We start from the raw sequence: 25,942 nt of genomic DNA on the forward strand, positions 1-25,942 counted from the left end.
TAGTCTTTCAGCTTCTAAACGAGCTTTCTCTGCAGCTTCAGCTTCACGTGCCAAACGTTCTGCTTCTTCACGTTCGGCTTGCTCTTTTGCAATGCGTTCTTGCTCGGCTTTTTCTTGCGCCAACTTCTCAGCTTCTAATCGCGCCAGCTCTTCTGCTTGTTGAGTCTTTTGTTGCTCTTCGTCTTTTTTGCCAAAACCTAACCAAGACAGAAATTTATTCTTTTTTCCCATACCCGCTAAATACCATATAGATAAAGTCTGATAAACTAACTCACTCTGGTAGAACAAAGCTTTTCGTTAGCTAATAAGAGTTGTACTGAAAACTTTGCCCAGTGTATCACGTAACACTAGGTAGTAAAAATGCTGCCTAGGTTAATTTAAGCACCAAATAACAATCAGTTTGATGTCAAAAGCATGAGAAAAAAATCAGCACCTCAACGAACCAACAATAATGGCTTTATTAGGATCATTAGTGGTCAATTTCGCGGCAGAAAGTTACCCGTTAATGATTTAGAAGGGCTACGCCCAACCACAGACAGAGTCAAAGAAACCGTGTTTAACTGGTTAATGCAAGATACCAGAGGTGCCAATGTGCTTGATTGCTTTGCAGGATCTGGCGGCTTAGGGTTTGAATGTTTATCACGATTTGCAACACATGCAACCTTTATCGAATTAAATAAAAAGGCAGCTGAACAATTAAGAAACAATGCCAACACCTTAAAACTAGATAACACAAACATCATAAACACGAGTGCCATTGAGCACTTAACTATTGAAAATCAAGGTGATAAGTTTAATTTGGTTTTTGTTGATCCGCCTTTTAGAAAAGGGCTTGCCGAACCAAGCTGCCATTTACTGGAGCAGAATGATTGGCTTGCTGATGAGGCGTTAATCTATGTTGAAGTCGAAAAAGAATGTACTTTTGATGCCCCTGAGAATTGGCAAGTATTAAAAGAAAAACAAGCAGGACAAGTACTTTGCAGGCTTTATCAGCGAAATTAAGAAAATGCTAAGTAATTTGCTAAAATTTAGTCTTTACACGCGGTAATGCTTCAGCTTACAATACCGCACCATTTTTGAACCACGTGGTCATTATTTGATCAGATGAGCTTAGCTCATAAATTAGGTAGGTGAATTTTTAATGCCAGTAATTAAAGTAAGAGAGAACGAACCGTTTGACGTAGCACTTCGTCGTTTCAAGCGTTCATGTGAAAAAGCAGGTATCCTTTCAGAAGTTCGTCGTCGCGAGCACTATGAAAAGCCAACAGCAGAGCGTAAGCGTAAAAAAGCTGCTGCAGTAAAGCGTCACATGAAGAAGCTTTCTCGCGAAAACGCACGTCGCGTTAAATTATACTAATCTGTTTTTGGTCTTGCATAAATGAGCCTTTTAACAAAGCTAAAAGACGCACAAAAAGAATCTATGAAAGCAAAAGACAAGGTTCGCCTTGGTGCTATTCGTATGGTTCTTGCTGAAATCAAACAGCGTGAGATTGACAATAAAACGACACTAGATGATGCAGGTATTACCTCTGTTTTAGTTAAGTTAGTTAAACAGCGCCGTGATTCATACACCCAGTATAAAGATGCTGGTCGTGATGATTTAGCTGAAATTGAAGCCAATGAAATTGAAGCGCTTGAAGCTTTCTTACCTCAGCCTTTGACTGAAGAAGAGATTTTAGCTTTGATTGATGCTGCAATCGCCGAATCCGGCGCAGCAGGTATGCAAGACATGGGTAAAGTTATGGGGTTAATCAAAGCAAAAGCAGAAGGCAAAGCCGATTTAGGCAAAGTTTCTGGTTTAATTAAGCAAAGATTAAGCGCATAATCCCTCATACTGATAGTATGTTTAAGTAAACCGAGCCATGCGCTCGGTTTCTTCGTATAAGCTCTAGAGTATTTATGGCAGGAAAAATTCCCAGACAATTTATCGACGAACTGCTCGATAGAACCGATATTGTTGACCTGATTGATAATCGGATTGGCCTAAAAAAAGCAGGCAAAGATTACCAAGCATGCTGCCCTTTTCATAACGAGAAAACGCCCTCATTTACTGTCTCTAGAGATAAACAGTTTTACCACTGCTTTGGTTGTGGCGCTAACGGTAACGCCATTTCATTTATGATGGACTACGACAAACTTGAGTTTGTTGATGCCATTGAAGAACTCGCTGCACTTTTAAACCTCGAAGTACCACGTGAGCAAGGTTCAGGTAAACCTGAACGCAGCATGCAAGAGAAAAAGTCTGATTATGACTTAATGTTGCAAACTGCAAAATTCTTTCAACACCAGTTAAAACACCATAAAAATGCCACGCAAGTCATCGACTATGTTAAAGGTCGGGGTTTATCTGGTGAGACGGTTCAAAAATATCTCATTGGTTATGCCCCGGACGAATGGAATGCATTAGGTGATCAACTTGCTCGCAATCCAGCACAAAAGCAACAACTACTCGAGTTAAAACTCGCATCAGAAAAAACACCTGGCAAACAATTCGATTTTTTCCGCAATAGGTTGATGTTCCCTATTCGTGATAAGCGTGGCCGTGTCGTCGCTTTTGGCGGACGTGTTATGGGCGATGACCAAGGCCCTAAGTATCTGAACTCGCCTGAAACACGCATTTTCCACAAAAGTCTTGAATTGTATGGCTTATATGAAGCAAAGCAAGCGAATAGTAAGCTTGAAAAAATGCTCATTGTTGAAGGCTATATGGACGTTGTGGCATTAGCCGAACAAGGCATAAGTTACGCAGTAGCGGCACTAGGCACTGCCACAACACCAGAGCATATGCAAACTCTATTCAGAACAACCGATTTAGTCATTTGTTGTTATGACGGTGATAGAGCCGGTCGCGATGCGGCTTGGCGGGCACTCGAAAACGCGTTAAGCAATTTGAAAGATGGCAAGTCTTTGCGCTTTGTATTTTTGCCCGATGGTGAAGACCCTGATTCACTGGTGCAAAAAGAAGGCAAAGACGCATTTGAATCTCGCTTAGATCAAGCTGAAGATTTCTCCAAAGTACTGTTTCGCAAGTTACTAGAAAATTGCGATGTCACGTCCGATTCAGGTAAAGCCAAGTTAATGAGTGATGCATTACCGCTTATTTCTAAAGTACCCAGCGAGTTCTATCAAGAAAACCTGCTAGAAACATTGGCAAAGCTGATCGGTCGAACCAAAGAGCAGCTCGCTAAAAAAGTCGATAACCCAAATGAGCAACTTTCAATAGAAAGAAAGTTCAAAGTGACCCCTATGCGTGGTGCTATTGGTTTATTGCTACAGCACCCTAAGCTTGCTAGTAGTGTTGAGTATATGCCTGAGCTTGCCGAAATGGCCATTCCCGGCATTCAACTGCTGCTCAACATACAGCACCTATGTTTACAAAACATAGACATAACGACGGCACAACTGCTCGAGCAATACCGAGATACCCCTGAGTTTGACGCATTGAAAAAACTGGCTGTTTGGCAACATGGTGTCGCTGATGAAAAGCTGGAAGATTATTTTAAAGATTCTTTCCAATTTATTGAAAACCAGTGTTTAAATTACCGACACGAGACCTTATTAATAAAAGACAAGACTGACGGTTTAAGTAGAGACGAAAAACTCGAGCTTGCGTTATTAACTCAGGCACTTAAACGTTAGAATGACTAGCGAACATTAATCATTGCTGTTATAATGTTCTATTCACGTGCGCCTAGCTTAAAATGCTGTAGTGCTAGCGCCTGTTGTATCAACTTATCAGAGTGGAAGCATAATTCTCTATGGATCAATCTCCTCAGTCACAACTCAAACTTCTGATTCAGAAAGGTAAAGAACAAGGTTACTTAACGTTTGCAGAAGTTAACGATCACCTTCCACAGGACATCATAGATTCAGATCAAGTAGAAGACATCATTAGTATGATCAATGACATGGGTATCAAGGTTGCTGAAAATGCACCAGATGCCGATGAACTAATGATGCAAGAAACTACGACAGACGAAGATGCTGCTGAAGCAGCCGCTGCCGCACTTGCAACTGTGGAAAAAGAAATCGGTCGTACTACCGACCCGGTACGCATGTATATGCGTGAAATGGGTACTGTTGAACTACTTACACGTGAAGGCGAAATCGAAATCGCTAAGCGTATTGAAGAAGGTATCAACCAAGTACAAATCTCAGTTGCTGAGTACCCAGAAGCCATCACTTATCTGCTTGAGCAATGGGATAAATTTGAAGCGGAAGAAATTCGCCTTAGCGATATTATTTCTGGTTTTTTTGATCCTGATGCTGAAGAAACTCAAATCTCTGCCACGCACATCGGTTCTGAACTAAGTGACGAAGACTTAGCTGATGAAGATGATGATGGTGATGATGACGAAGACGAAGAAGAAGCAGATACAGGTCCAGATCCTGAAGAAGCACGCGAAAACTTCGAAAAGCTTCGTGAGCTATATAATGCTGCACGCGTTATCTTTGAAACAAAAGGTCGTGCTCACCCAGATGCGCAAGTAGCAATCACTGAAATTGGTGACCACTTCCGTACTTTCAAACTAGTACCTAAGCAATTCGATCGCATGGTTAACAACATGCGTGAGATGATGGACAAAGTACGTGTTCAAGAACGTATTGTTATGAAGCAAGTGGTACAAATCGCCAAGGTACCGAAGAAGACTTTTGTTAAGCACTTTGCTAACAACGAAACAGATATGGCTTGGGTTGACGCTGAAATTGCAGCTAACGAAAAGTACTCAGTAAAATTACAAGAAGTTAAGCCTGAAGTAGAGCGCTGTATCAACAAACTTAAAGCGATCGAAGAAAGTACAGGTTTAACAATCGAACGTATCAAAGACATCAACCGTCGTATGAGTATTGGTGAAGCTAAAGCTCGCCGTGCGAAAAAAGAAATGGTTGAAGCGAACTTACGTCTTGTAATTTCAATTGCGAAAAAATACACCAACCGTGGCCTACAGTTCTTGGATCTTATCCAAGAAGGTAACATTGGTCTAATGAAAGCGGTTGATAAGTTCGAATACCGCCGTGGTTATAAGTTCTCAACTTATGCGACTTGGTGGATCCGTCAGGCAATTACACGTTCTATCGCTGACCAAGCACGTACAATCCGTATCCCTGTACATATGATTGAAACGATTAATAAACTAAACCGTATTTCACGTCAGATGCTACAAGAAATGGGTCGTGAGCCAAGTCCTGAAGAGCTGGCAGAGCGCATGATGATGCCTGAAGACAAGATCCGTAAGGTATTGAAGATTGCAAAAGAGCCAATCTCAATGGAAACACCAATTGGTGATGATGAAGATTCGCACTTAGGTGATTTCATCGAAGACACGACTATTGAGTCTCCGATTGATTCAGCAACGATGGAAAGTCTTCGTGGCGCAACGAACGAAGTGTTAGCAGGCTTAACCGCTCGTGAAGCAAAAGTACTTCGTATGCGATTCGGTATCGATATGAATACTGACCACACATTAGAAGAGGTAGGTAAGCAGTTTGACGTAACACGTGAGCGTATTCGCCAGATTGAAGCTAAAGCGCTTCGTAAGCTTCGCCACCCTTCACGCTCAGACTTATTAAAGAGCTTCTTAGACGTTAAAGGCTAAGAATAAAAAACTTATTTTGAAGGCCGCTATAAGCGGCCTTTTTATTTAGACTAAGGGATATAAATGTAATGATTAAAAGCTTTTCTCTTTTTTTTCTGATAACTTTATTGTCAGCTTGCGCATCGTATGAGCTTCCTCCTGAACCAGATATTACACTACCTAAAAATACCAAAATAGCCATTCTAATCAACACTAGCTCCTCACCTAAACATACTCATATTGGAGCAACTCCCTTCAGCAACTTTGTTAAAGAGTATGACTATGATTGGGATATACAAAATAATATCTTTAAGATTTTTAAAGGTGCGCTTGAAAAAATTCAGGACTATAAAGTCGTAGATTTAAGAGATTATGGCTTAGATACCTTAGAGCCAACAGGGTTAATTCTTGTAGAAAATAATCAATGGAAATACTCAGAAACCCATTCAGAATTAATAAAAGAACTACTCAAAGATAATGTTAGACTTGTTATCCATATTGATGAAAAGCCAACATACTTTACTTCAAACTGTGGTGCTTATTCATGTATAACTTATTATAGCGAAGGGTTAGGGCTAGTCTCTCGAAGTGTTTTAGGAGTAAAAAGCTATTACGCTTCTGCTAGTTATAATATTTCAGCAGAGCTATTAGATCCCCTTTACCCCATAACGGCACACAAAGAAATGCGCTCTTTAAATAATCATAGGATAAAAAACAAACTCCTCAACAATTATAAAGCACCTAAAATGTTTAAAAACATTACTGAAGACGAGTTCGAAGATGTCAAAAAGGGAGTCCTCGAACAGATGAACTTTTTTGCCATGCACATTTACTATTATTTGAATAGTAAACTTTAACTATAAGTTAAAATCTAATTTATTACTTTTTATACCCACTTTATTAATATAGGAATACCCATGGCTTGGATCCAAATTCGCATTCACGCTAACAAAGAAAGCGCTGACCAAATCAGCGATTTACTTTTAGATGTAGGCTGTCCATCAGTCACTTTTATGGACGGCAGTAATACTCCGGTATACGAACCTAAGCCGGGCGAAGTCACCTTATGGCCAGAAACCATGGTGATTGGTCTGTTCGATGCTGCACACGATATGGACGTGGTTGTCGCGTATCTAAAAGCCAATGTTGCTGATACGCTCACTTACAAAATAGAACAGCTAGAAGACAAAGACTGGGAACGCGAATGGATGGATAACTTCCACCCAATCAAATTTGGTGAGCGACTTTGGATCTGCCCTAGCTGGCGTGATATTCCAGAACCAGATGCTGTAAACGTTCTGCTGGATCCAGGCCTTGCATTTGGTACTGGTACACATGCAACAACCGCCCTTTGTTTGAAATGGCTAGAAAGCCAAGATTTGACGGGTAAAACAGTAGTCGATTTTGGTTGTGGCTCAGGTATTTTGGGCATTGCTGCAATCAAACTTGGTGCTGAACGCGTGATTGGTATTGATATTGACCCGCAAGCATTGATTGCTTCTAAAGATAATGCAGAGCGTAACGGCGTAGCCGACCAGCTTGAAGTATATCTACCTGAAAACCAGCCTGAGTTTCATGCTGATATTGTAGTAGCAAATATTCTTGCTCAGCCACTTCGTGAACTGCATGAGATCATTCTTGGCTTCTTAAAGCCAACTGGTGCAATTGCTATGTCAGGTATCTTAGAAGAGCAAGCACAATCTGTTGCCGATGTTTATGCGCCATTTGTTGACCTTGAAATCATTGCGCAAGAAGGAGAATGGACGCGCGTAAGTGGTCAAATGAAAGCAAGTTAAACAAAATACCCTGTCTGTAGAGTTAGTAACTTGTAACAGCTAAAGCCTGTGTTTAACAGGCTTTACGATTTTTTCACTTTCATTATCCTAATTATTTTTCTTCACACATGCTGTTTTTGCTTAAAAATCCCCCAATAAGAAAGCTCCTTCAAACTGTTATCAAAAGTCAAGATATAAAGTTCAAAAAAAAAACAATAATGTTCAATTATTAGCCTTTGATTTTTTCAAAAAAAACCGTAAACTTAGCGCCCCTTGAAACGAGGCAGATTTGGATAGCAGTGCGTATAGGTCCATACCAACTTGAAAACAACTTGATTGTAGCCCCGATGGCTGGGATCACTGATAGACCATTCAGACAATTGTGTCGTCGAATGGGTGCCGGTCTTGCGGTGTCAGAAATGATGTCTTCAAATCCAAAAGTATGGAAAACAGATAAATCAATGAACCGTATGGATCATTCTGGTGAGTCTGGTATTCGCTCTGTACAAATTGCAGGTGCCGATCCTGAGTTGATGGCACAGGCAGCTCAGTTCAATGTAGATAACGGTGCGCAGATCATAGATATCAATATGGGCTGCCCCGCTAAGAAAGTGAATAAGAAATTAGCAGGCTCTGCATTGTTGCAGTATCCACAACTGGTTGAAGAAATTGTTCTGGCAGTTGTCGCAGCCGTTGATGTACCGGTGACATTAAAGATCCGTACTGGCTGGGATACCGATAACCGCAATGGTGTTGAGATTGCAAAGATAGCTGAACGTAATGGAATTGCTTCTTTGGCTGTGCATGGTCGCACGCGTGCTTGCATGTACAAAGGGGAAGCAGAATATGCCACGATTCGGGATATTAAACGTTCAATATCAATTCCTGTGGTTGCCAATGGAGACATTACCTCTCCAGAAAAAGCGAAGCAGGTACTGGAATATACGGGCGCAGATGCCATTATGATTGGTCGAGCCGCCCAAGGTCGTCCTTGGATTTTCCGAGAGATAGATCATTATTTGCGAACCGGAGAACATATGCCTGCACCAGCATTGTCTGAAGTGCAAAGCATATTGATGGAGCACTTAGTAAACCTTCATCAATTCTATGGGGAGCCGATGGGAGCGCGCATCGCACGCAAGCATGTATCTTGGTATTTGCAGGCCCATGACCAAGAAGGTCAATTTAGGCGAGTATTTAATGCCCTTGAAACGCCCAAAGAGCAAATCGAGGCATTAGAGCAATACTTTAAAACACTAGCAGCTAACTAAGAAAGAGACATAAAGATGTTCGAACAAAATGTGACTTCTCCATTTATTACTAACGCTCACGTTCAGTCACAAGAGAAACCGCAACCTTTGCGCGATGCAGTAAAAAAAGCTGTACACCACTATTTAAAACAGCTTAACGGTCAAGACGTACAAGACGTTTACGATCTTGTTCTTTCTGAGCTTGAAGCACCACTTTTAGAAGAAGTAATGACTTATACTCGTGGTAACCAAACTCGTGCTGCGATCTTACTAGGTATCAACCGTGGTACTCTTCGTAAGAAACTTAAAAAGTACGGCATGAACTAATTTCAGTTTCTGCTTAATGCTTAATATAAAAAAGCGCCTTAGGGTGCTTTTTTATTGCCTAAAATTTAACAATTTAGCGCTTCAAGAAACTAATACTTAAATTTCAAACAAACACACTTTGTGCAAAATACCAACAGCATAAATTCAGTTTTTCTCACCCTCTTCTCTGCCTTTTTAATCGTTTTCTCATTCGTTTTAGGCTAAAATAGCGTACTTCTAAGCTAGCCCTTAAGTAATCATTGAGGAAACCCAAACCATCATGGATATACATCGTCCAATTCGTCGCGCGCTACTAAGCGTGTCAGATAAAACCGGTATTGTTGAATTTGCCCGCGCACTAAGTGCACAAGGCGTAGAAGTACTATCAACTGGCGGTACGTTTAAACTACTAACAGAGAACGGCATTGCTGCCACGGAAGTATCTGACTACACAGGTCACCCAGAAATTATGGATGGCCGAGTAAAAACCCTTCACCCGAAAGTACATGGCGGGATCTTAGGTCGTCGCGGCCAAGACGAAGGCGTGATGGAAGAAAACAACATTTCAGCTATCGATATGGTTGTTGTTAACCTTTACCCGTTTGCACAAACTGTTGCAAAAGAAGGTTGTACTTTAGAAGATGCGATTGAAAACATCGACATCGGTGGCCCAACTATGGTTCGTGCTGCAGCGAAAAACCACAAAGACGTGACAATTGTTGTAAACGCATCAGATTACGGCCGCGTTATTGCTGACATGCAAGCAAACGAAGGTTCTACGACGTACCAAACACGTTTTGACCTTGCGATTGCAGCATACGAGCACACAGCACAATACGACGGTATGATTGCCAACTACTTCGGTAAAATGGTCCCAGATTACACTGAAGAAGCCGCTGTTGAGACTAAATTCCCTCGTACTATCAACATGCAATTCACTAAGAAGCAAGATATGCGTTACGGTGAAAACTCTCACCAAGATGCTGCTTTCTATGTTGAAAACAACCTTGAAGAAGCCTCAGTTGCAACTGCAAAACAACTACAAGGTAAAGCCCTTTCTTACAACAACATCGCTGACACTGACGCAGCGCTTGAGTGTGTAAAAGAGTTCGACAAGCCAGCGTGTGTTATCGTTAAGCACGCTAACCCATGTGGCGTAGCGGTAGACGAAGACATCCTTGCTGCTTACGACCGTGCTTTCAAAACAGACCCTACCTCTGCATTCGGTGGCATCATTGCATTCAACCGTGAACTAGATGCAAACACAGCAGAAGCGATTGTTTCACGTCAATTCGTTGAAGTGATCATCGCACCAAGTATCTCTGCAGAAGCGACGCAAATCGTTGCAGCTAAGAAGAACGTTCGTCTTCTTGAGTGTGGCGAATGGTCAAGCAAAACGACGCAAGCTGACATCAAACGTGTTAATGGCGGTATCTTAGTACAAGACCGTGACCAAGGCATGGTTGAAATGGGTGACCTTAAAGTGGTTTCTAAGCGCCAGCCAACAGAGCAAGAACTGAAAGATCTAATGTTCTGCTGGAAAGTCGCTAAGTTCGTTAAATCAAACGCAATTGTATACGCAAAAGACGGTATGACAATTGGTGTAGGCGCAGGTCAAATGAGCCGCGTTTACTCTGCGAAGATTGCTGGTATTAAAGCGGCTGATGAGAACCTAGAAGTTAAAGGTTCTGTTATGGCTTCTGACGCATTCTTCCCATTCCGTGATGGTATTGATGCCGCTGCTGAAGCGGGTATCACTGCAGTTATTCAACCGGGTGGTTCAATGCGTGACGAAGAAGTTATCGCGGCAGCTGATGAAGCTGGCATGGCGATGGTATTTACTGGCATGCGCCACTTCCGTCACTAATCGATAGGCGCGAAACATTCATCGTTTCGCGCTTTTTCTTTCTCCCAATTTCAAGTAGTCTGCTTAAAACACACTCAAAGTGAAGGACATAAAAAATGAAATTCGGTTTAAAAACACTTCTCGCTGCTAGTATTGTTACTGCCATTGCTGGTTGTTCTGCAACAGGTTCATCAACATCATCTAGCTCTGCTGAGTTAACCTCTGCTGTAGCTAACAATGCTCGCTCTGATAAGAACCGCGCCCGTGACCAATACCGTCGCCCAGCACAAACCCTTGAATTTTTTGGCCTTAAGCCAAATATGACAGTGGTTGAAATTGCACCTGGTGGTGGTTGGTATTCAGAGATCTTAGCACCTGCTGTTAAAGGGCAAGGTACTTTTTATGCAGCGCATTTCCCAGCTGATTCAAAAGTAGGTTATTACCAGCGCTCACTAGCTGGCTTTAAACAGAAAGTGGCTGAAGATACACGCTTTAGCGAAGTAAAAATTACCGAGTTTGCGCCTGTCACTCACTCAGACATTGCCCCTGCAGGCTCTGCTGACATGGTTTTAACCTTCCGTAATGTACACAACTGGTACATGCGTGGTGGTGAAGAGAGCACTTTAAGTGCATTTAAAGCATTTAATAAAGCGCTTAAAACGGGTGGTATCTTAGGTGTTGTTGAACACCGTTTACCAGAACACCGTGCCGACGAAGACCAAAAGTCATCAGGGTATATGAAGCAAAGCTATGTTATCGAAGTTGCTAAAAAAGCAGGTTTTGAATTGGTAGAAGCAAGCGAAGTTAACGCTAACCCACTTGATAGTGCTAACCACCCGAAAGGTGTTTGGACATTGCCACCACGTTTAGCTTTAGGTGAAGAAAAAGCTGAGCAGTATAAGGCAATTGGGGAAAGCGATCGCATGACCCTAAAATTCAAAAAGTTATAATAGGATAAATACGCCATGAATGTACTAGTCATTGGCAGTGGCGGCCGTGAACACGCTCTTGCGTTTAAAGCCGCTCAAAACCCTTCTGTAAGAACCGTTTTTGTTGCACCTGGTAATGCAGGTACTGCACTAGAGCCTAAGTTAGAAAATGTGGCTATTGGTGTTGAAGACCTAGATGCACTCGTTGCATTTGCCAAAGACAACAATGTTGAGCTAACTATTGTTGGCCCTGAAGCACCATTAGTGATTGGTGTGGTTGACCGTTTCCGTGAAGAAGGTCTAGCTATCTTCGGTCCAACAGCGGCAGCAGCACAACTAGAAGGTTCTAAGTCGTTCACAAAAGACTTCTTAGCGCGCCATGATATTCCAACTGCGGAATATCAAACGTTTGAACAAATCGAACCTGCACTTGCTTATCTAAAAGAAAAAGGTGCACCGATTGTAGTTAAGGCTGATGGCCTTGCTGCGGGTAAAGGTGTGATCGTTGCAATGACAGAAGCAGAAGCGGAAGAAGCAATCCGCGATATGCTTGCTGGAAATGCATTTGGTGAAGCAGGTAGTCGTGTAGTTATCGAAGAGTTCCTTGAAGGTGAAGAAGCCTCTTTCATCGTCATGGTTGACGGTAAAAACGTGCTGCCATTTGCAACAAGCCAAGACCACAAACGTGCATACAACGGCGACCAAGGTCCTAACACGGGTGGTATGGGGGCTTATTCTCCTGCACCAGTTGTAACCGCTGACATTCATGAGCGTATCATGAACGAAGTGATCAACCCAACGGTTGAAGGTATGGCTAGTGAAGGTGCTCCTTACACAGGCTTCCTATACGCAGGTCTTATGATCACCGCTGACGGTACACCTAAGGTAATCGAGTATAACTGTCGTTTCGGTGATCCTGAAACTCAACCTATCATGCTACGTTTACAGTCTGACTTAGTAGAGCTAATTCAAGCGGCAAACCGTGAAGAGCTAGATCAAACTGAAATTAAGTTCGATTCACGTGCAGCGGTAGGCGTCGTACTTGCAGCGAAAGGCTACCCTGGTAACTATCCAAAAGATGATGCTATCTCAGGTCTTCGTGTTGATTACGCTGAAGGCGAGAAAGTATTCCACGCAGGTACTAAACAAGACGGCGAAAACGTTGTAACAGCCGGTGGTCGTGTACTTTGTGCAACTGCACTTGGTCACACTGTGACTGAAGCGCAAAAACGCGCGTATGCACTGGTAAACGAAATCAATTGGGACGGCGTTGAGTTCCGTACTGATATCGCTTATCGCGCCATTGCTCGCGAACAGTAATCTCACATCTATTTAGATGATTAAAGGCCCTTTCGAGGGCCTTTCTTTTAACTCTCCACCAGCTTTGCTAGACTGCGCACTTAAATTTTCACATCTTTAGGGGCGTAAAGATGCAAGGTACACTGCGTAAGCTAAAAGCAGACCACACTCAACCGATTCAATATCATCTTCCACTAGGCGATGAATTGGTTAATCTAAACCAATATTTTGGTAAAGCGATTAAGCTAACTTTCACAGGTAATATTTACTGTTGTAGCTGTGGTAAAAAAACCAAAAAAAGTTACTCACAAGGTCATTGCTTTGTGTGTATGAAAAAACTGGCTAGCTGTGACATGTGTATTATGAAGCCTGAAACCTGTCACTTTGATCAAGGTACCTGTCGCGAGCCTGAGTGGGGTGAAGCAAATTGCATGATCCCGCACTATGTTTACCTTGCAAATACATCTGGGTTAAAAGTCGGTATTACTCGCCACACACAAATTCCTACGCGCTGGATTGACCAAGGTGCGACACAAGCTCTGCCTATTTTTAAAGTGCAAACACGCTTACAGTCAGGTCTCGTAGAAGTCGCTTTAGCCGAGTTCATTGCCGATAAAACCAATTGGCGCAATATGCTCAAAGGCGTCAGTGTCGATGTTGATTTAAAAGCCGCTGCTGCTGAGCTTATCCCACAAATTCAAGCTAAATTAGATGAGCTGGCTGAGTTGTTTGGTGCCACCGCCATTGAACAATTAGACGAAGAAGTCGTTGATTTAGATTTCCCTGTTACAGAATACCCGACCAAGATCAGCTCGTTTAACTTCGACAAAGATCCTGAAGTGTCTGGCGTACTTGAAGGCATTAAAGGTCAATACTTAATCTTTGACAAAGGCGTTATCAACATTCGTAAATTCACTTCTTACGAAGTGGCTTTCGAAGCATTATAAGTTCACTCGATGAATAATATGCCGATGTATTTAATGCATCGGTGTTTCTAAATTTGAATGTGTATGCGTTTAGTAAAAACTCAACCATTGCGATTCATACAAAGGCCAATAGAACAAATAACCTTTAAATAATAACAAACTAGCTGCTTTAAGAACTCTTTTTGAACTTGCTTTTCTAACCTCCTCTGAGCTACAATATTTAATTTTAAAACTTTTGCTATCGCCACAATGACAGTCACAATCTTACAGTTGCCATATTCATAAGGGACTATCGAAGTAAAGCAAGCATCGATTTTTAGTACATCAATAGGAATTTAGTTATTGTGCACTCAGTAAAACCATTAAATAATATTTATGCATACTGTCGTTGCTGTTATAAACGCTGATGTACTGATTTCACAAGGTAGCAACTGGTTGCTATACAACCCTTTGACTCTTGGTCGAGGACTTTAAAATGTCATTAAACACTCCTCGCATTGAGTCAATCTTTGTCAGTATAATATTGGCTAAGAAACAAACTTGTATTGAGGACAAATTTTGACTATTAAAGCATTCCCTTTGTTGCTCATAACAGAGCATGGCATTGAGTATATTGAAAGTAAGTCATCACTATCTAATGTGCTTTTCTATTTTTCAGAGGAACAGAAAAGGGAATCGATGTATATTCAAAATAATGGTGAGGCATTTAATCTGGCGTCAAACCAGCGCATTGAAGTGAACCTTGATAAGTTAACCACAAAGCTACAACAGCAATTAGCGCAAGACGGTCATTGCTGTATTGCGAAACTAAGCTTCACTTCTTTGCAAGATCTATATGATTTTGCCTGTGAGATTTACAGGCAAGTCTAAATAGCCTGAGCTCTGAATAATAAGCTTTAAGCTTCGACCAAGGCTTTTATATGTGTTACTGCACTTCTGCCAAGCGCAGAGAGTGCATAGCCGCCCTCAAGGTAGGAGATGATCCCTTTACAGTCTGATTGCTTAACAAGTTCAGCAACCTGCTCCGTTAGCCATTGATAATCGGCCTCAATGAATTTAAGGCTGCCCATATCATCTTCTAGGTGAGCATCAAAGCCTGCACTGATAAAGATCAATTCGGGATTAAACGCCCTTAGCGTAGGCTCCCATTGCTGCGAGTACAAAGCTTGTAAATCAACCCCATCACTGGCTATCGCCAATGGTGAGTTAATAACCGTGTCGGTATTTTCAATAGCGGTATTGGGATAAAATGGATACTGAAACAATGAGCAAAAAAGTACGCTTTCATCGTCTCTAAAAATATCTTGGGTGCCATTACCATGGTGCACATCAATATCTAAAATCGCGATACGTTTCACACCCTGCTGTTTTGCGTAGGCAGCAGCAATGGCAACATTGTTAAAGATGCAAAATCCAGAAGACGTTGACTGATTGGCATGGTGGCCTGGTGGTCTGACATTGCAAAATGCAGCATCAATACTATCGGCTAGAATTTCATCCACCGCTAAGATACCGGCTCCAACCGCACGCTCAACAGCCTTCATCGAATCAGGGCATAACCAAGTGTCACCATCGAGTTCTCTCAGCCCTTCTTGCGGAATTGAAGTCAACACTTTATCGATTAACGCTCTATCATGCACCAATGCAATATGCTCTAACTCTGCTTTAGGGGCACTTTTTTGCGCTACCGAAATATCTAGCCCAGATGCCAATAACCGGTCAGATACCGCATCAAGACGCTCAGGGCACTCGGGGTGATCTGTAATCATTATATGTTTACGACAATGTGGGTGACTGATAACTGCGGTACGCATAACGATTCCTTGCCAAGAAAATTCACATCCAGTTTAACAAAACTATCTTATAACGCCTTTGCGACTTTGGTGCTAGTTAATAACCTAAACTAAGTTTAACCAAATACAAAAAAGCCCAGTTAGAGTTAACTAACTGGGCCTATGTTTTATAATGCCGTTATTCCGCACGCTTGGCTTTTAAGTCCAAATTGTGGAAGTCAAAACTAAAGTCGGTAATGTGCGGGTTCACATATTCCATACTCACTGACTTTACTCGCTGTGCTTTATCCATTTCAAAATGAATATATACATCTGCCTCTAATAGTGCGTCATCCCAACGCACAATAAAAGTATTACCAGTGTGGTGCTCTAGTTTACCTTTAAGCATTTTAGTATGAGTAAAATCAATACGTAGTTCATTAGCCACATACTCGACAATCACATCACCATACCAATCGCTGGTTAACGTGCCTGTATAATTTTGTACCGGTAACGTTGGTTGTACTTGTTCAAGCTTCACCGCCCCAGCTTTGGCATAGGCTTCTTTTTTACCTTTGTGGAAACGCTCAGCCGCTTTTGTCACATAGTCTTGATTTTCAAGACCTAATGCATCTTCAAATACTTCATTAATGATGGCTGTTAATGCAGGATAAGCTTGCTGGTTAGATAAAACCACTACACCTAGCTTTTTCTCAGGGATCATCGCAACCTGTGACACCATGCCTAAAATACCACCACCGTGACCGACTTTTTTGAAGCCGTTATAATCTTCAATCGACCAACCTAAGCCATACCCTCTAAATTGTTGACGATACGCTTCAAAGGCATTTTTAGACGCCACGCGCATAATATGTGGATGCCACATTTGCACCTGTTGCTCAGCGCTAAACAATTGTTTACCATTTGGCATCTTACCGCCATCTAGCTGGGTTATTAACCACTGGCTCATTTCATTGACGTTAGATGCAATGGCGCCTGCACCACGAAAATCTTCTAAATAATTCACGAAGAAAGGCGTTAACTCGCCATTCATTGGAATATGGCCTGTAGCCCAGTTTTGATTTGCTTTATCAATACGAGAAAAACCAGCGCGAGACGTGGTCATCTCAAGCGGTTTCATCATTTTTTGCTCGACAAACTCTTGCCAGCTTAAACCACTGACACGCGCAACCACTTCACCGGCCATCACGAACATCAAGTTGTTATAAGCGTATTGACTGCGAAAGCTAGAAACTGGTTTTAAATGGCTGATCCCCTCAATTAGCTCGGGCACTGATTTATTGGTATCTGGCCAAATCATTAAGTCACCAGCACCTAACCCTAAACCACTGCGATGACTCAGTAAGTCACGAATGGTCATTTCTCGAGTAGCATATGAATCATGTAATTTAAACTCAGGAATATGCTTGATGACTTTATCGTCCCAAGTGATTTTTCCCTCATCCACCAGCATAGCCAACGCCGCAGCAGTAAACGCTTTAGAGTTAGAGGCGATACCAAATAAAGTATTGGCGTTAACTGGCGCTTTTGACTCTAAATGACGTACACCAAAGCCTTTTGCTAACACAACTTTGTCATTCTCTACCACAGCAATGGCGATACCTGGAATGTTAAATTGCGACATAGCGTCGTTAACGGCTTGCTCAACGTCTTTTGGTTTTACTTGTTGTGCAAATGCATTAAAGCCGCTAGTTGCAGCCACTAAACACATGGCTGAAAATAATGCCTTGAGTTTCATAATATCCCTTGTTGTTGTTCTTTTATAATTTGTGGATGGCCCATTCTCTAGCAGCGCGCTCTAGATTACTATCACTTTGCGATGCTTGTGCTGAGATCTGAGTTATATAATCAGAGTTGAATTGATGCTCTTGCGCGCCTTTTAGAACGTGCTCGACATACCAATCAAAAGGCAGATGTTTATCTATAAAAGTGTTGGCAATGTAACTCTGAGCGATGAGTACTTCTCCGCAAGGACGGACAATCTCCACCGTTTCACGGTCGTATCTTTCACCTTCAATTTCATCTAGTCTCGCAAGCTCTTGGTCATCGAGCGCATACAGTACACCGTGAACAAACACCTCGCGCTGCTTTGCAGGCACAATATTACACTTTGCTGAGCCGTCGGTAGAAAGCATATCAAACGTCAATTGATAAGCATGTAAAGTGCCCACACCGAGTAATTCTGCATTGGGTAAACGCGCAAATAGCCTAGAGGTAGACATATTCGAACCATAGGCAAAGTTAATGTGTTTCTTTTTCATTGCTACACCACCACTCGAATTGCCAAGGCAATCAGTACAACACCTATGCCTCTATCAAACCAATGTCCTGCTCGATGAAAAAAAGCACGCACAGGTTGCTTACTCAAAACCATACTTAGAAATGAGAACCATGCCCAAGTGGCTAAAGCCATATAAAGACCGTATATCGCTTGCACAGAAGTAGGCGTTGTTGGCGCAATCACAAGTGTAAATAATGACATAAAGAATAAAGTCGCTTTAGGATTCAATGCATTGACTAAAAAGCCGCGCTTAAATGCTTTAAACGCCGACTCAGCCTGAACACGCTCAGCGGTATCTATATCGCCATCACCAGATGCCGGCCTAGCTCTGAGCGCTTGCACACCCATATAGGCTAAATACGCACCAGCCACATACTTCAAAATAGTAAATAACTCAGGTGAGTTTGCTAGCACTAAAGCCACACCTAATAAGCAATATGCGACATGCACAAATATACCCAACCCGACACCAGCACTGGTCCATAAGGCGTTATTACGCCCCTGCTGAATACTCTGCTTAAGTACGATGGCAAAATCAGGCCCAGGGCTTGCCACCGCAAAAAAATGCGCGATGGCGATTAATAAAAACTCATCAAGATAACTGAGCATGTCGCTTCTCTTCTAACGCTAACAAGTATGGGTTTGCTGATTCATTTAACAACGCCTTAATCTGCTTTTGCGCCTGTTTATACATACTGCGCAAATGAGATTTTAGATGCTTTTTACCATCAACTTGCGGCTTAAAATGACAGATCAGTGCATGCATAAACACAGTCTGAGGCTCGGTAAGTGCCGCTTGCCTGTTGGCATAAGGGTTATAACAAGAGCCACAGCCACCCTTAAATTGATAGACGGTATTGCTCATCATCACCCCAAAGCCCAAATAACACGCTAATGCATCACTGGCTGCAGGAATTTGCTCTTTCCCCCCCGGCGGTATAACGCCTTTTTGATAAACCATCATCAAACCTAGGCTTCCTGCCAAGCTGGCAACGAGATCTTGCGGCTGATTAATCTGGTTTGGGTTATAAGACAAACTCATAGGCATACTGGGCGGATTAACGATTTGCGCATCCGCTCCACGGTTCGAGCCGACAAATTTAAAAGGCGCAATTTGCTGAGGCATCATTTGATTAGGGTTGACCAGTTGCACAGGCCACACTTGTAAGCCCGCGTAATCACGCACGCGCTTAAACACAGTTTGTGCCATCTGCTCAACACTTGAAACCTGATCTGGGAAAAACTGCCCTGTTGGCTCGATAACTTGCGTATGCTCTAAGAAATATTGGCCATCAAAGTTATCGCATGCCCAAATAAAAGCATCGATTAACCAGCTTTCCTCTTCTTTTGATACAAGGGGTTTTGTTTTAAATAACGACAACATATTTATTTTTCTTTGTTAATCCAATTCCAAGCCTGAGTGTTATACAAAGGCACACTCGATAAAGCATGATGGTGACTACCGCTGGTTTCTTTAGTTGAATAAGACAAATACAATAAGGTTTGCGTATCAGCATCATAAATACGACGCACTTTTAATGATTTAAACAAAATACTTTTAGAGGCTTTAAACACCACTTCACCATCTTTTGATAAATCTATTTGCTGTAACTGCTCGGCAGTAATCGGGCCTGTTTGTCGACAGGCGATGGACATATCAGATGGATCTGAAAAATCTAAATCTGCTTCTATATGACTTATATGACAAGTCACGCCTGTTACAATAGGATCTTGCTTCGCTTTAACCACCACATCTTTGGTAGTAAATAAACCTAAACTAACTTTAGCGGCGTCATCACTACAACCCATTAAGCCTGCAGTGATCAAAATAGCGCCTAGAGTACGTTTTAAAAACATCTGACAATACATCTATATTCAAATAACATAGCGTTATTTACGCATAATTAACGAGCGAAGTCATCTATGCCGCACTTTATCATTGAGCACTCAGACAACTTACATATACAGACCGAAGAACTAGTAGCAACCATTCATCAAGCTGCAATTGGCACAGCGCTATTTGATTTAACGACGGTAAAGACCCGAGCTAATAGTTTTCAACACTTTCAGCTTGGTAATGGCAAAGCTGGATTTGTCCATGTTCAAGCCCATATCATGGCAGGACGTGAAGTTGAGAAAAAGCAGTACCTCAGTGAAACCTTACTGTTTGCTTTAGAAGATTTACTGGGCTGTGACTATCAACTCAGTGTTCATGTTTACGATTTATTGCCTGAAGTATACAGAAAGAACTGATTTAAAATATTGGCTTTCGTATAATGCCATTACAATGCATTACAAAAGTGATTTAACATGAAATTTCCTTGTCGATTAGATAAATTCGTTAGCCATATAACAGAGTTACCTCGCTCTAAAGTCAAAGCGGGTATAAAAAAACGTAATGCTGTAGTGAATGGAGAACTGATCACAAAGTTTGATCACCCAATCTCACAAGATGATCACGTTGAATGGCAAGGCGAGCATATAGCGTATCTAGGTATGCGCTACTACATGCTAAACAAACCACAAGATTATATCTGTGCCAATAATGACGAAATGCACGCCACCGTGTTCGATTTACTTGATGAACCCAACTTAAAAAACTTTCATGTTGCAGGTCGACTAGACATCGACACCACAGGCTTAGTCCTCATCACCAATGACGGCGATTGGTCACACAAAGTCACTTCTCCTAAGCAGAGGAAATTTAAAACTTATTTGATAGAAACCCTAGAGCCTATCAGTGATGAAATGCTGTCTCAATTAGAGAAAGGTGTCATGTTACATGGTGAAAAAGATGCAACTTTACCTGCTAAAGCAGATCGCTTAGCGACGTACAGCTTAAGACTCTCTATTTGCGAAGGTAAATACCACCAAGTAAAACGCATGCTCGCAGCAGTTGGAAATAAAGTTGTTGAATTACATAGAGAAAATATTGCTGGCATCGAGTTAGATGAAACGCTTGCACCCGGTGAATACCGCGCTTTAAATGAGCAAGAAGTTCAACTGATTCGCAAATAACCATATAAGTATTCAGGGTTTATGAAAAAATATCACATCATAAATCCTGCATTTTCTCAATCCCCGCTTAACATCTACCCTATAATCATGATAGACATGAAAGACTGAACTTAGTTAGGAGTCCGTCGTGCTGTCAGGTATCACCTTAAGAATAAAAATAATTTTATTTACTGCGGCAATTTTCGTCTCACTTTTAGTGGTTGCAGTGTTTGGTTTACAAGCGCTTCGCCATGCAAGTGAAAGTGATAATATTGCTCGTATTAATCAACTCATGAAAAGCACGGTCAACATTGTTGAACAATTTGAGCATTATGTTGTCACAGGCGAACTAGACGAAGCGCAAGCTAAGAAGTTAGCCACCAAAATGCTTCGAGAGAATAAGTATCACGATTCAGAATATGTGTATGTAGTAAACGAGAAGCTCGACTTTATTGCCACTCCTCACGACCCCGAATTACAAGGTACCAGTTTTAACGACTTTAAAGATGCCAGTGGCCAAAGCATAGGCCAGAAAGTAAAAAGGCTGGTCGGTAATAAAACCAATCGTATTATCACCTATCATTGGGACTCTGTTCGTGAAGGGGAAGTTGTCGATCTCACGTCTGTTGTTCAAAAAACGTCTCGCTTTGGTTGGTATATTGGTACTGGCATAAGTATGAAAGAAGTCAATGAACGCTATTGGAATACTGCTCAATGGCTTTTAGTTATCTCTCTTATCATTGCCACTGCTTTAGCCTTTGCTCTAGCTAAGTTTGGTTTAGGCTTATCTAACAAGTTGGGCGCCGAACTCGATACTGTGCTCTCAATTGTGAAGCGAGTATCTCGCGGCAACTTAAGCACAGACATCAACACCAACAACGCCAATGAAGAAAGTATCATTGCCGCAATGCAATATATGCAACAGGGTCTAAAAGGCGTTGTCGATGGCATCCAACATGTGAGTACTGAGTTGCAATCACAAAGCTATGATGGTGAAGCTCGCTCAGAAGAATTAGAGCAACTTACCCGAAGTTTAAGTGAAGAAACCCAAATGGTTGCCTCCGCGATTACTGAACTGACAGCCTCGGCGCAAACTGTTGTTGAACATGCCGAGCAGGCCGCTTACTCCGTACAAGAAGCCGAGCAGCAAGGTCAAAATGCAGATAAGCAAACGTCTGAAGCGGCACAAGCAATCGCGCTATTAGAACAGCAGATTGATAGCGCAGGTAACAATATTCGCATTCTTGATGATGAAGTTAAGAATATTGCGAATGTACTTAGCGTTATTCAAAGCATTGCAGAACAAACTAATTTACTTGCTTTAAATGCCGCTATCGAAGCAGCTCGAGCTGGTGAGCAAGGGCGAGGGTTCGCGGTTGTTGCTGACGAAGTAAGACAACTTGCACAAAGAACCCAATCAAGTACTGAAGAGATCCATACCATGATTGGCAATCTTCAATCAGCAACACAAGAGGCAAAAAGCTCTGTGAGCTTAAGTGTAGAAACATCTGAAAAGACTGTAAAAATGTCTAAAGATGCCAGTGATGCATTACAAATGGTTGCGAACTCTCTGGGCGCTATTTCGCAGATGAGTGACCAGATTGCCCATGCGGCCAAAGAGCAGCTCGCAGCGGGTGAAGATACCGCTCAGCGTGTAGTCACCATTTCTGATACAGCGGCACAGACTGCCAATGTATCTCACCATGCTCACAGTGCAACAGACAGCATTAAAGGTTTAACTAAAGACCTTGAGCATGAGATGGCTAAGTTTAGTTAATACACCACCAAGCTAAAACTTAAGTCATTAAAAAAGGGTCACTGTAATGTGACCCTTTTTTAGGTTTAGTGATGTTTAGCTGTTATTTTATTTCAACTCGTGTAGAACGCATCACCACTTCATCATTTAGCTCAATACCGATACCTGGTGCTTCTGATACTTTGAATACGCCATTTTTAGGCTGTGGATCTTGAATACACAGTTCTCGGTTCCATTTCTTAATCGCATAAGTATGGTGTTCATGAATTAAGAAATTCGGAATAGCCGTTTCTAAATGCAGCGATGCTGCCGTTGCAACTGGGCCACCACATACGTGCGCTTGAATACGAACATCAAAGATATCAGCGTAATCACATACTTTCTTCGTCTCAGTGAAACCACCACATAGACCAATGTCTGGCTGCAACACATCTACACTTTGATCTTCTAAATATGGACGTACACCCCAGCGGTTATACAAACGCTCACCACCCGCAATTGGCACTGCCACTTTATCGGCAACTTTGGCGTGTAAAGAGTGGTTTAAGTAATTCACCGGCTCTTCGTAATACATACAATCGAACTCTTCTGCGATCTCACCAATTTGAATGGCTGATGTTGCGCCTGGCAAACTGTGACATTCAAAAATAATGTCTACTTCATCTCCTACCGCTTCGCGAATAGCAGCCATACGCGCACGGTATAGCTTCATTTCTGCACGAGAGATAAGCTTAGTACGGTCGTAATAGGTATTACCGTCTTTGTCATACATGATAGGGTCAACTTTAACCGCGTCGTATCCCTCTGCTATCGCTTTATGTGCCGCTTCTGCATATTCATGAGGTTGCACAAGGGCTTTGAACTCATCATCCCAGTCAAACTGTAGCTGCGATGCATAGGTGCGAAGCTCTGGGTTTACCTTACCACCAAGAAGTTGATAAACAGGTAGATTTAATGCTTTGCCTTTAATATCCCAAAGTGCAGTATCAATGGCACTCATCGCAGCGTAAACTACAGGGCCACCGCCTAATCCCCAGAAACTTTCACGTAGCATACGTGACCAAAGCATTTCTGTTTGAAATGGGTCATGACCGATAAGAAAGGCTTCTGCCATTTCTTTGATCATACTCGCTGCCGCACTGTGGCCTAAATCATAGGCAAGGCCTGCTTCACCTACCCCACTGATACCTTCATCAGTATGAATACGAACAAAAACTGGAGTCCAAGCTGGTCTTTCTGGACAATGGATATCAAAAACTTCGACGCGAGTTACTTTCATGTTAGCTCCTATTCAGCAAAGCTGGGATCAAGGCGGTACGCTTTTCTGAGCATTGCAGGCCAGGCTAACTGCCCACCTGTGCTACCGCTATGAACGACATTTGCTTGATTATAAATATTGTCAATGATTGGTTGAGGCACAGGCACGGCTTTTTGGCCCGTCGCTTGAATAGCAACTTGAATTTCACAAGCTCGCTGTAAATCATAAAAACGCATAAAGGCATCACCCACAGTTGGACCTACTGTCAAACCACCATGATTAACTAACAGCATATGATTGGTAGTACCTAAATCATTCTGTAGGCGCGCTTTTTCGTCTTCATTCACCGCTAAACCTTCATAATCGTGATAAGACAGCGAGGGCAATGAGAACATAGAATGTTGGCTTAATGGCAATAGGCCACACTCAAGGCTGGCAACAGCAATGGTTTCTTTTGTATGTAAGTGGATCACGCAGTGTGCGTCTTCTCTTACTTCGTGAATAGCGCTGTGAATGGTGAACCCAGCAGGGTTTATTTCAAATGGCGTGTCATCCAAAATATTTCCTTGTAAGTCGACCTTCACTAAATTAGATGCTGTCACTTCATCAAAACTCAAACCAAATGCATTCACCAAGTAATAATTTGTACCAGGTAAACGCGCAGACATATGCGTATAAATTAAATCGCCCCAACGCATATGCTCAACTAGACGGTAACACGCAGCTAAATCAACACGAAGTTGCCACTCTTGTTCGCTGACTTTGCCTTTTAAGTTGAGTTTTGGTAGTTCAAACATAATTTGCCTTAAAATATTAACTTGGCTCAACCAGCCAATTTAGAAGTTTAGAAGTCTAAATGACTCTTGTTCGATGTTCAATAAAATAAAAACCACCGACATGCGGTGGTTTTTTCATAATCCAATGTGGATTACTTAACTTTTGATAGATAATCAGCAATCGCTTCTAGCTCAGCGTCAGATACATTTGCAACCATTGCCTTCATTGCCATAGACATGCCGTTAGCGCGCGCGCCAGATTTAATGTCTTTCATTTGGTTAAGTAGGTATGTTTTGTTTTGACCATTGATTTTAGGGTATGCATCCATGATAGGTGCTTTACCTTCAGCACCATGACATGTTTGGCACATTTTTGCCGTGTATAACGCTTTACCATCTGCAGCTTCTGCATTGTTTGCAAATGCAATGCCTGCACCTAAAACCAGATATTTTACTTTACTCATAATTTTCTCTTCTTGTGTGACTATATGAATTCTTTACTTGCCCCAATCACGAATTTACCAAGTTAAATCGTCTGGTATCTCATAACCCGCATATGGGTCGTCTTCATCGCTTTCAGCTGTATCGTCAGCAACATGGAAAACAATGTATTTCTCGTCCACTTCAGCGATCTTACGTGCTGGTTCGTCTTGAAGTACATAAAACTTACCTTCAAGAACACAAATTGCTAAACGCCCTTTTGATAGGGCTTGTTTAGTTTGCTCGTTCACATCCAACTCTTTTACTTTATTGTCGTAAGTAAAGTTGAATGTCACTTCACCACGAATTTCGTCTTGGTTGTGGTGCTCTAATATTTGCTTAACACGAGCAACTTGCTCGCGCTCTTTTAACTCTGCTTGTTTAGCTTGATTTAGCTCTTCGGCTTTGCGCTGCTGTTCAAGCTTTGTTTGTTCAATATGCTTTTGTAAGTCAGATTGATCACTTGTCGCGCCTTTTTTCTTTTTCTTCTTTTGTGCTTTACGTTTTTCGGTTTTAGCAACTTTGGCTTTATGCTCAGTCGTTAAACCTGCTTTTAGTAATTGGTCTTGTAGAGAACCCATGCTGCAACTCCATGAAAATACAATTCCCAATATATTAACTCAGATACACGACACGACAAAGAGAGGTGCAACTGCAATCTAACTAAAGTAAAGCAAATAAAGCGTGATTTAGC

At 41.9% G+C, this 25,942-nt stretch carries 27 protein-coding genes and 1 pseudogene; 17 read left to right on the top strand and 11 right to left on the bottom strand.

Going from position 1 to position 25,942, the window contains the following annotated elements; all coding sequences use genetic code 11:
* A pseudogene (locus CWB72_RS13170) lies at positions 1-231 on the bottom strand (signal recognition particle-docking protein FtsY); the annotation flags it as partial.
* 183 nt (positions 232-414) lie between these two features.
* Between CWB72_RS13170 and rsmD the strand changes: the two are divergent.
* From rsmD to CWB72_RS13240, 14 genes are all read left to right on the top strand, one after another.
* Entirely contained in the window at positions 415-1,002 is a 588-nt protein-coding gene (gene rsmD, locus CWB72_RS13175; protein ID WP_138632090.1) for a 16S rRNA (guanine(966)-N(2))-methyltransferase RsmD, read from the top strand.
* A gap of 139 nt (positions 1,003-1,141) precedes the next feature.
* Positions 1,142-1,357: a 30S ribosomal protein S21 gene (gene rpsU, locus CWB72_RS13180; protein ID WP_010362466.1), complete on the top strand. Its 216-nt coding sequence runs from the start codon at positions 1,142-1,144 to the stop codon at positions 1,355-1,357.
* Between the two features lie 21 nt (positions 1,358-1,378).
* Positions 1,379-1,825 (top strand): GatB/YqeY domain-containing protein, encoded by a 447-nt coding sequence (locus tag CWB72_RS13185; RefSeq protein WP_138632092.1) that lies wholly within the window; start codon positions 1,379-1,381, stop codon positions 1,823-1,825.
* 74 nt (positions 1,826-1,899) lie between these two features.
* Positions 1,900-3,639 carry a DNA primase gene (dnaG, locus tag CWB72_RS13190; protein ID WP_138632095.1) on the top strand — a complete coding sequence of 580 codons (1,740 nt, stop codon included), beginning with the start codon at positions 1,900-1,902 and terminating at the stop codon, positions 3,637-3,639.
* A gap of 119 nt (positions 3,640-3,758) precedes the next feature.
* Positions 3,759-5,597 carry an RNA polymerase sigma factor RpoD gene (gene rpoD / locus CWB72_RS13195; RefSeq protein WP_138632098.1) on the top strand — a complete coding sequence of 613 codons (1,839 nt, stop codon included), beginning with the start codon at positions 3,759-3,761 and terminating at the stop codon, positions 5,595-5,597.
* Positions 5,598-5,665: 68 nt separating this feature from the next.
* Positions 5,666-6,433, top strand: coding sequence for a hypothetical protein (locus CWB72_RS13200; RefSeq protein ID WP_138632101.1), 768 nt, complete (start codon positions 5,666-5,668; stop codon positions 6,431-6,433).
* Positions 6,434-6,493: 60 nt separating this feature from the next.
* Entirely contained in the window at positions 6,494-7,372 is an 879-nt protein-coding gene (gene prmA / locus CWB72_RS13205) for a 50S ribosomal protein L11 methyltransferase (protein WP_138632104.1), read from the top strand.
* 278 nt (positions 7,373-7,650) lie between these two features.
* Positions 7,651-8,622: a tRNA dihydrouridine synthase DusB gene (gene dusB / locus CWB72_RS13210; protein ID WP_138632107.1), complete on the top strand. Its 972-nt coding sequence runs from the start codon at positions 7,651-7,653 to the stop codon at positions 8,620-8,622.
* Between the two features lie 15 nt (positions 8,623-8,637).
* Complete coding sequence (gene fis / locus CWB72_RS13215; protein ID WP_005491017.1) at positions 8,638-8,928, top strand: DNA-binding transcriptional regulator Fis; 291 nt, start codon at positions 8,638-8,640, stop codon at positions 8,926-8,928.
* 259 nt (positions 8,929-9,187) lie between these two features.
* Positions 9,188-10,774 carry a bifunctional phosphoribosylaminoimidazolecarboxamide formyltransferase/IMP cyclohydrolase gene (gene purH / locus CWB72_RS13220; RefSeq protein ID WP_138632110.1) on the top strand — a complete coding sequence of 529 codons (1,587 nt, stop codon included), beginning with the start codon at positions 9,188-9,190 and terminating at the stop codon, positions 10,772-10,774.
* A 95-nt stretch (positions 10,775-10,869) separates the two neighbouring features.
* On the top strand, positions 10,870-11,703 hold the full coding sequence (locus CWB72_RS13225) for a class I SAM-dependent methyltransferase (protein ID WP_138632113.1): 834 nt from the start codon (positions 10,870-10,872) through the stop codon (positions 11,701-11,703).
* 15 nt (positions 11,704-11,718) lie between these two features.
* Complete coding sequence (purD, locus tag CWB72_RS13230) at positions 11,719-13,002, top strand: phosphoribosylamine--glycine ligase (protein WP_138632116.1); 1,284 nt, start codon at positions 11,719-11,721, stop codon at positions 13,000-13,002.
* Positions 13,003-13,112: 110 nt separating this feature from the next.
* Positions 13,113-13,928 (top strand): DUF2797 domain-containing protein, encoded by an 816-nt coding sequence (locus tag CWB72_RS13235; RefSeq protein ID WP_138632119.1) that lies wholly within the window; start codon positions 13,113-13,115, stop codon positions 13,926-13,928.
* Positions 13,929-14,465: 537 nt separating this feature from the next.
* A complete protein-coding gene (locus tag CWB72_RS13240) occupies positions 14,466-14,777 on the top strand; it encodes a hypothetical protein (RefSeq protein WP_138632122.1) in 312 nt (103 codons plus the stop codon).
* A gap of 26 nt (positions 14,778-14,803) precedes the next feature.
* On the opposite strand, the gene CWB72_RS13245 is transcribed toward CWB72_RS13240, so the two are convergent.
* The 6 genes from CWB72_RS13245 to CWB72_RS13270 form a co-directional block, all read right to left on the bottom strand.
* On the bottom strand, positions 14,804-15,721 hold the full coding sequence (locus CWB72_RS13245) for a histone deacetylase family protein (protein WP_138632125.1): 918 nt from the start codon (positions 15,719-15,721) through the stop codon (positions 14,804-14,806).
* Between the two features lie 157 nt (positions 15,722-15,878).
* A complete protein-coding gene (locus tag CWB72_RS13250) occupies positions 15,879-17,438 on the bottom strand; it encodes a serine hydrolase (RefSeq protein WP_138632128.1) in 1,560 nt (519 codons plus the stop codon).
* A gap of 22 nt (positions 17,439-17,460) precedes the next feature.
* Positions 17,461-17,961, bottom strand: a complete 501-nt coding sequence (locus tag CWB72_RS13255) for a gamma-glutamylcyclotransferase family protein (protein ID WP_138632130.1) — start codon at positions 17,959-17,961, stop codon at positions 17,461-17,463.
* A gap of 2 nt (positions 17,962-17,963) precedes the next feature.
* The gene (locus CWB72_RS13260; protein WP_138632133.1) at positions 17,964-18,590 is read right to left on the bottom strand and encodes a LysE family translocator; all 627 of its coding nucleotides are present in this window, start codon (positions 18,588-18,590) and stop codon (positions 17,964-17,966) included.
* The gene (locus tag CWB72_RS13265) at positions 18,574-19,365 is read right to left on the bottom strand and encodes a hypothetical protein (RefSeq protein WP_138632136.1); all 792 of its coding nucleotides are present in this window, start codon (positions 19,363-19,365) and stop codon (positions 18,574-18,576) included. Before CWB72_RS13265 ends, CWB72_RS13260 begins: the two co-directional genes overlap by 17 nt.
* Before the next feature lie 2 nt (positions 19,366-19,367).
* Positions 19,368-19,838 (bottom strand): CreA family protein, encoded by a 471-nt coding sequence (locus CWB72_RS13270; protein ID WP_249349106.1) that lies wholly within the window; start codon positions 19,836-19,838, stop codon positions 19,368-19,370.
* A gap of 66 nt (positions 19,839-19,904) precedes the next feature.
* Here CWB72_RS13270 and CWB72_RS13275 point away from each other — a divergent pair, with 66 nt between their 5' ends.
* The 3 genes from CWB72_RS13275 to CWB72_RS13285 all read left to right on the top strand — a co-directional run bounded on the left by CWB72_RS13275 (position 19,905) and on the right by CWB72_RS13285 (position 22,755).
* On the top strand, positions 19,905-20,234 hold the full coding sequence (locus CWB72_RS13275; protein ID WP_130254027.1) for a 5-carboxymethyl-2-hydroxymuconate Delta-isomerase: 330 nt from the start codon (positions 19,905-19,907) through the stop codon (positions 20,232-20,234).
* A gap of 57 nt (positions 20,235-20,291) precedes the next feature.
* Positions 20,292-20,999, top strand: a complete 708-nt coding sequence (locus CWB72_RS13280; protein WP_138632139.1) for a pseudouridine synthase — start codon at positions 20,292-20,294, stop codon at positions 20,997-20,999.
* A gap of 127 nt (positions 21,000-21,126) precedes the next feature.
* Positions 21,127-22,755: a methyl-accepting chemotaxis protein gene (locus CWB72_RS13285; RefSeq protein WP_138632142.1), complete on the top strand. Its 1,629-nt coding sequence runs from the start codon at positions 21,127-21,129 to the stop codon at positions 22,753-22,755.
* An 82-nt stretch (positions 22,756-22,837) separates the two neighbouring features.
* Here the strand turns inward: CWB72_RS13285 and CWB72_RS13290 are convergent, their stop codons facing one another.
* The 4 genes from CWB72_RS13290 to CWB72_RS13305 form a co-directional block, all read right to left on the bottom strand.
* A complete protein-coding gene (locus CWB72_RS13290) occupies positions 22,838-24,013 on the bottom strand; it encodes a mandelate racemase/muconate lactonizing enzyme family protein (protein ID WP_138567331.1) in 1,176 nt (391 codons plus the stop codon).
* An 8-nt stretch (positions 24,014-24,021) separates the two neighbouring features.
* Positions 24,022-24,789, bottom strand: coding sequence for a class II aldolase/adducin family protein (locus tag CWB72_RS13295; protein ID WP_138632145.1), 768 nt, complete (start codon positions 24,787-24,789; stop codon positions 24,022-24,024).
* A 131-nt stretch (positions 24,790-24,920) separates the two neighbouring features.
* Positions 24,921-25,232 (bottom strand): c-type cytochrome, encoded by a 312-nt coding sequence (locus tag CWB72_RS13300; RefSeq protein WP_138632148.1) that lies wholly within the window; start codon positions 25,230-25,232, stop codon positions 24,921-24,923.
* Between the two features lie 54 nt (positions 25,233-25,286).
* Positions 25,287-25,829 carry a DUF2058 domain-containing protein gene (locus CWB72_RS13305; RefSeq protein WP_058030972.1) on the bottom strand — a complete coding sequence of 181 codons (543 nt, stop codon included), beginning with the start codon at positions 25,827-25,829 and terminating at the stop codon, positions 25,287-25,289.
* Positions 25,830-25,942 lie beyond the last annotated feature (113 nt).

Source organism: Pseudoalteromonas phenolica, from assembly GCF_005886345.1.
Lineage (GTDB): Bacteria > Pseudomonadota > Gammaproteobacteria > Enterobacterales > Alteromonadaceae > Pseudoalteromonas > Pseudoalteromonas phenolica_A.

Excerpts from the sequence above, each read along its gene's own strand:
- CWB72_RS13305 (WP_058030972.1), bottom strand. The coding sequence starts at position 25,829 with ATGGGTTCTCTACAAGACCAATTACTAAAAGCAGGTTTAACGACTGAG.
- CWB72_RS13280 (WP_138632139.1), top strand. The coding sequence starts at position 20,292 with ATGAAATTTCCTTGTCGATTAGATAAATTCGTTAGCCATATAACAGAG.
- CWB72_RS13245 (WP_138632125.1), bottom strand. The coding sequence starts at position 15,721 with ATGCGTACCGCAGTTATCAGTCACCCACATTGTCGTAAACATATAATG.
- rpoD (WP_138632098.1), top strand. The coding sequence starts at position 3,759 with ATGGATCAATCTCCTCAGTCACAACTCAAACTTCTGATTCAGAAAGGT.
- CWB72_RS13265 (WP_138632136.1), bottom strand. The coding sequence starts at position 19,365 with ATGTTGTCGTTATTTAAAACAAAACCCCTTGTATCAAAAGAAGAGGAA.
- dnaG (WP_138632095.1), top strand. The coding sequence starts at position 1,900 with ATGGCAGGAAAAATTCCCAGACAATTTATCGACGAACTGCTCGATAGA.
- CWB72_RS13295 (WP_138632145.1), bottom strand. The coding sequence starts at position 24,789 with ATGTTTGAACTACCAAAACTCAACTTAAAAGGCAAAGTCAGCGAACAA.
- CWB72_RS13200 (WP_138632101.1), top strand. The coding sequence starts at position 5,666 with ATGATTAAAAGCTTTTCTCTTTTTTTTCTGATAACTTTATTGTCAGCT.
- CWB72_RS13185 (WP_138632092.1), top strand. The coding sequence starts at position 1,379 with ATGAGCCTTTTAACAAAGCTAAAAGACGCACAAAAAGAATCTATGAAA.
- CWB72_RS13225 (WP_138632113.1), top strand. The coding sequence starts at position 10,870 with ATGAAATTCGGTTTAAAAACACTTCTCGCTGCTAGTATTGTTACTGCC.
- CWB72_RS13260 (WP_138632133.1), bottom strand. The coding sequence starts at position 18,590 with ATGCTCAGTTATCTTGATGAGTTTTTATTAATCGCCATCGCGCATTTT.
- CWB72_RS13275 (WP_130254027.1), top strand. The coding sequence starts at position 19,905 with ATGCCGCACTTTATCATTGAGCACTCAGACAACTTACATATACAGACC.
- CWB72_RS13290 (WP_138567331.1), bottom strand. The coding sequence starts at position 24,013 with ATGAAAGTAACTCGCGTCGAAGTTTTTGATATCCATTGTCCAGAAAGA.
- CWB72_RS13300 (WP_138632148.1), bottom strand. The coding sequence starts at position 25,232 with ATGAGTAAAGTAAAATATCTGGTTTTAGGTGCAGGCATTGCATTTGCA.
- fis (WP_005491017.1), top strand. The coding sequence starts at position 8,638 with ATGTTCGAACAAAATGTGACTTCTCCATTTATTACTAACGCTCACGTT.
- prmA (WP_138632104.1), top strand. The coding sequence starts at position 6,494 with ATGGCTTGGATCCAAATTCGCATTCACGCTAACAAAGAAAGCGCTGAC.
- CWB72_RS13255 (WP_138632130.1), bottom strand. The coding sequence starts at position 17,961 with ATGAAAAAGAAACACATTAACTTTGCCTATGGTTCGAATATGTCTACC.
- rsmD (WP_138632090.1), top strand. The coding sequence starts at position 415 with ATGAGAAAAAAATCAGCACCTCAACGAACCAACAATAATGGCTTTATT.
- rpsU (WP_010362466.1), top strand. The coding sequence starts at position 1,142 with ATGCCAGTAATTAAAGTAAGAGAGAACGAACCGTTTGACGTAGCACTT.
- CWB72_RS13235 (WP_138632119.1), top strand. The coding sequence starts at position 13,113 with ATGCAAGGTACACTGCGTAAGCTAAAAGCAGACCACACTCAACCGATT.
- purH (WP_138632110.1), top strand. The coding sequence starts at position 9,188 with ATGGATATACATCGTCCAATTCGTCGCGCGCTACTAAGCGTGTCAGAT.
- purD (WP_138632116.1), top strand. The coding sequence starts at position 11,719 with ATGAATGTACTAGTCATTGGCAGTGGCGGCCGTGAACACGCTCTTGCG.
- CWB72_RS13270 (WP_249349106.1), bottom strand. The coding sequence starts at position 19,838 with ATGTTTTTAAAACGTACTCTAGGCGCTATTTTGATCACTGCAGGCTTA.
- CWB72_RS13250 (WP_138632128.1), bottom strand. The coding sequence starts at position 17,438 with ATGAAACTCAAGGCATTATTTTCAGCCATGTGTTTAGTGGCTGCAACT.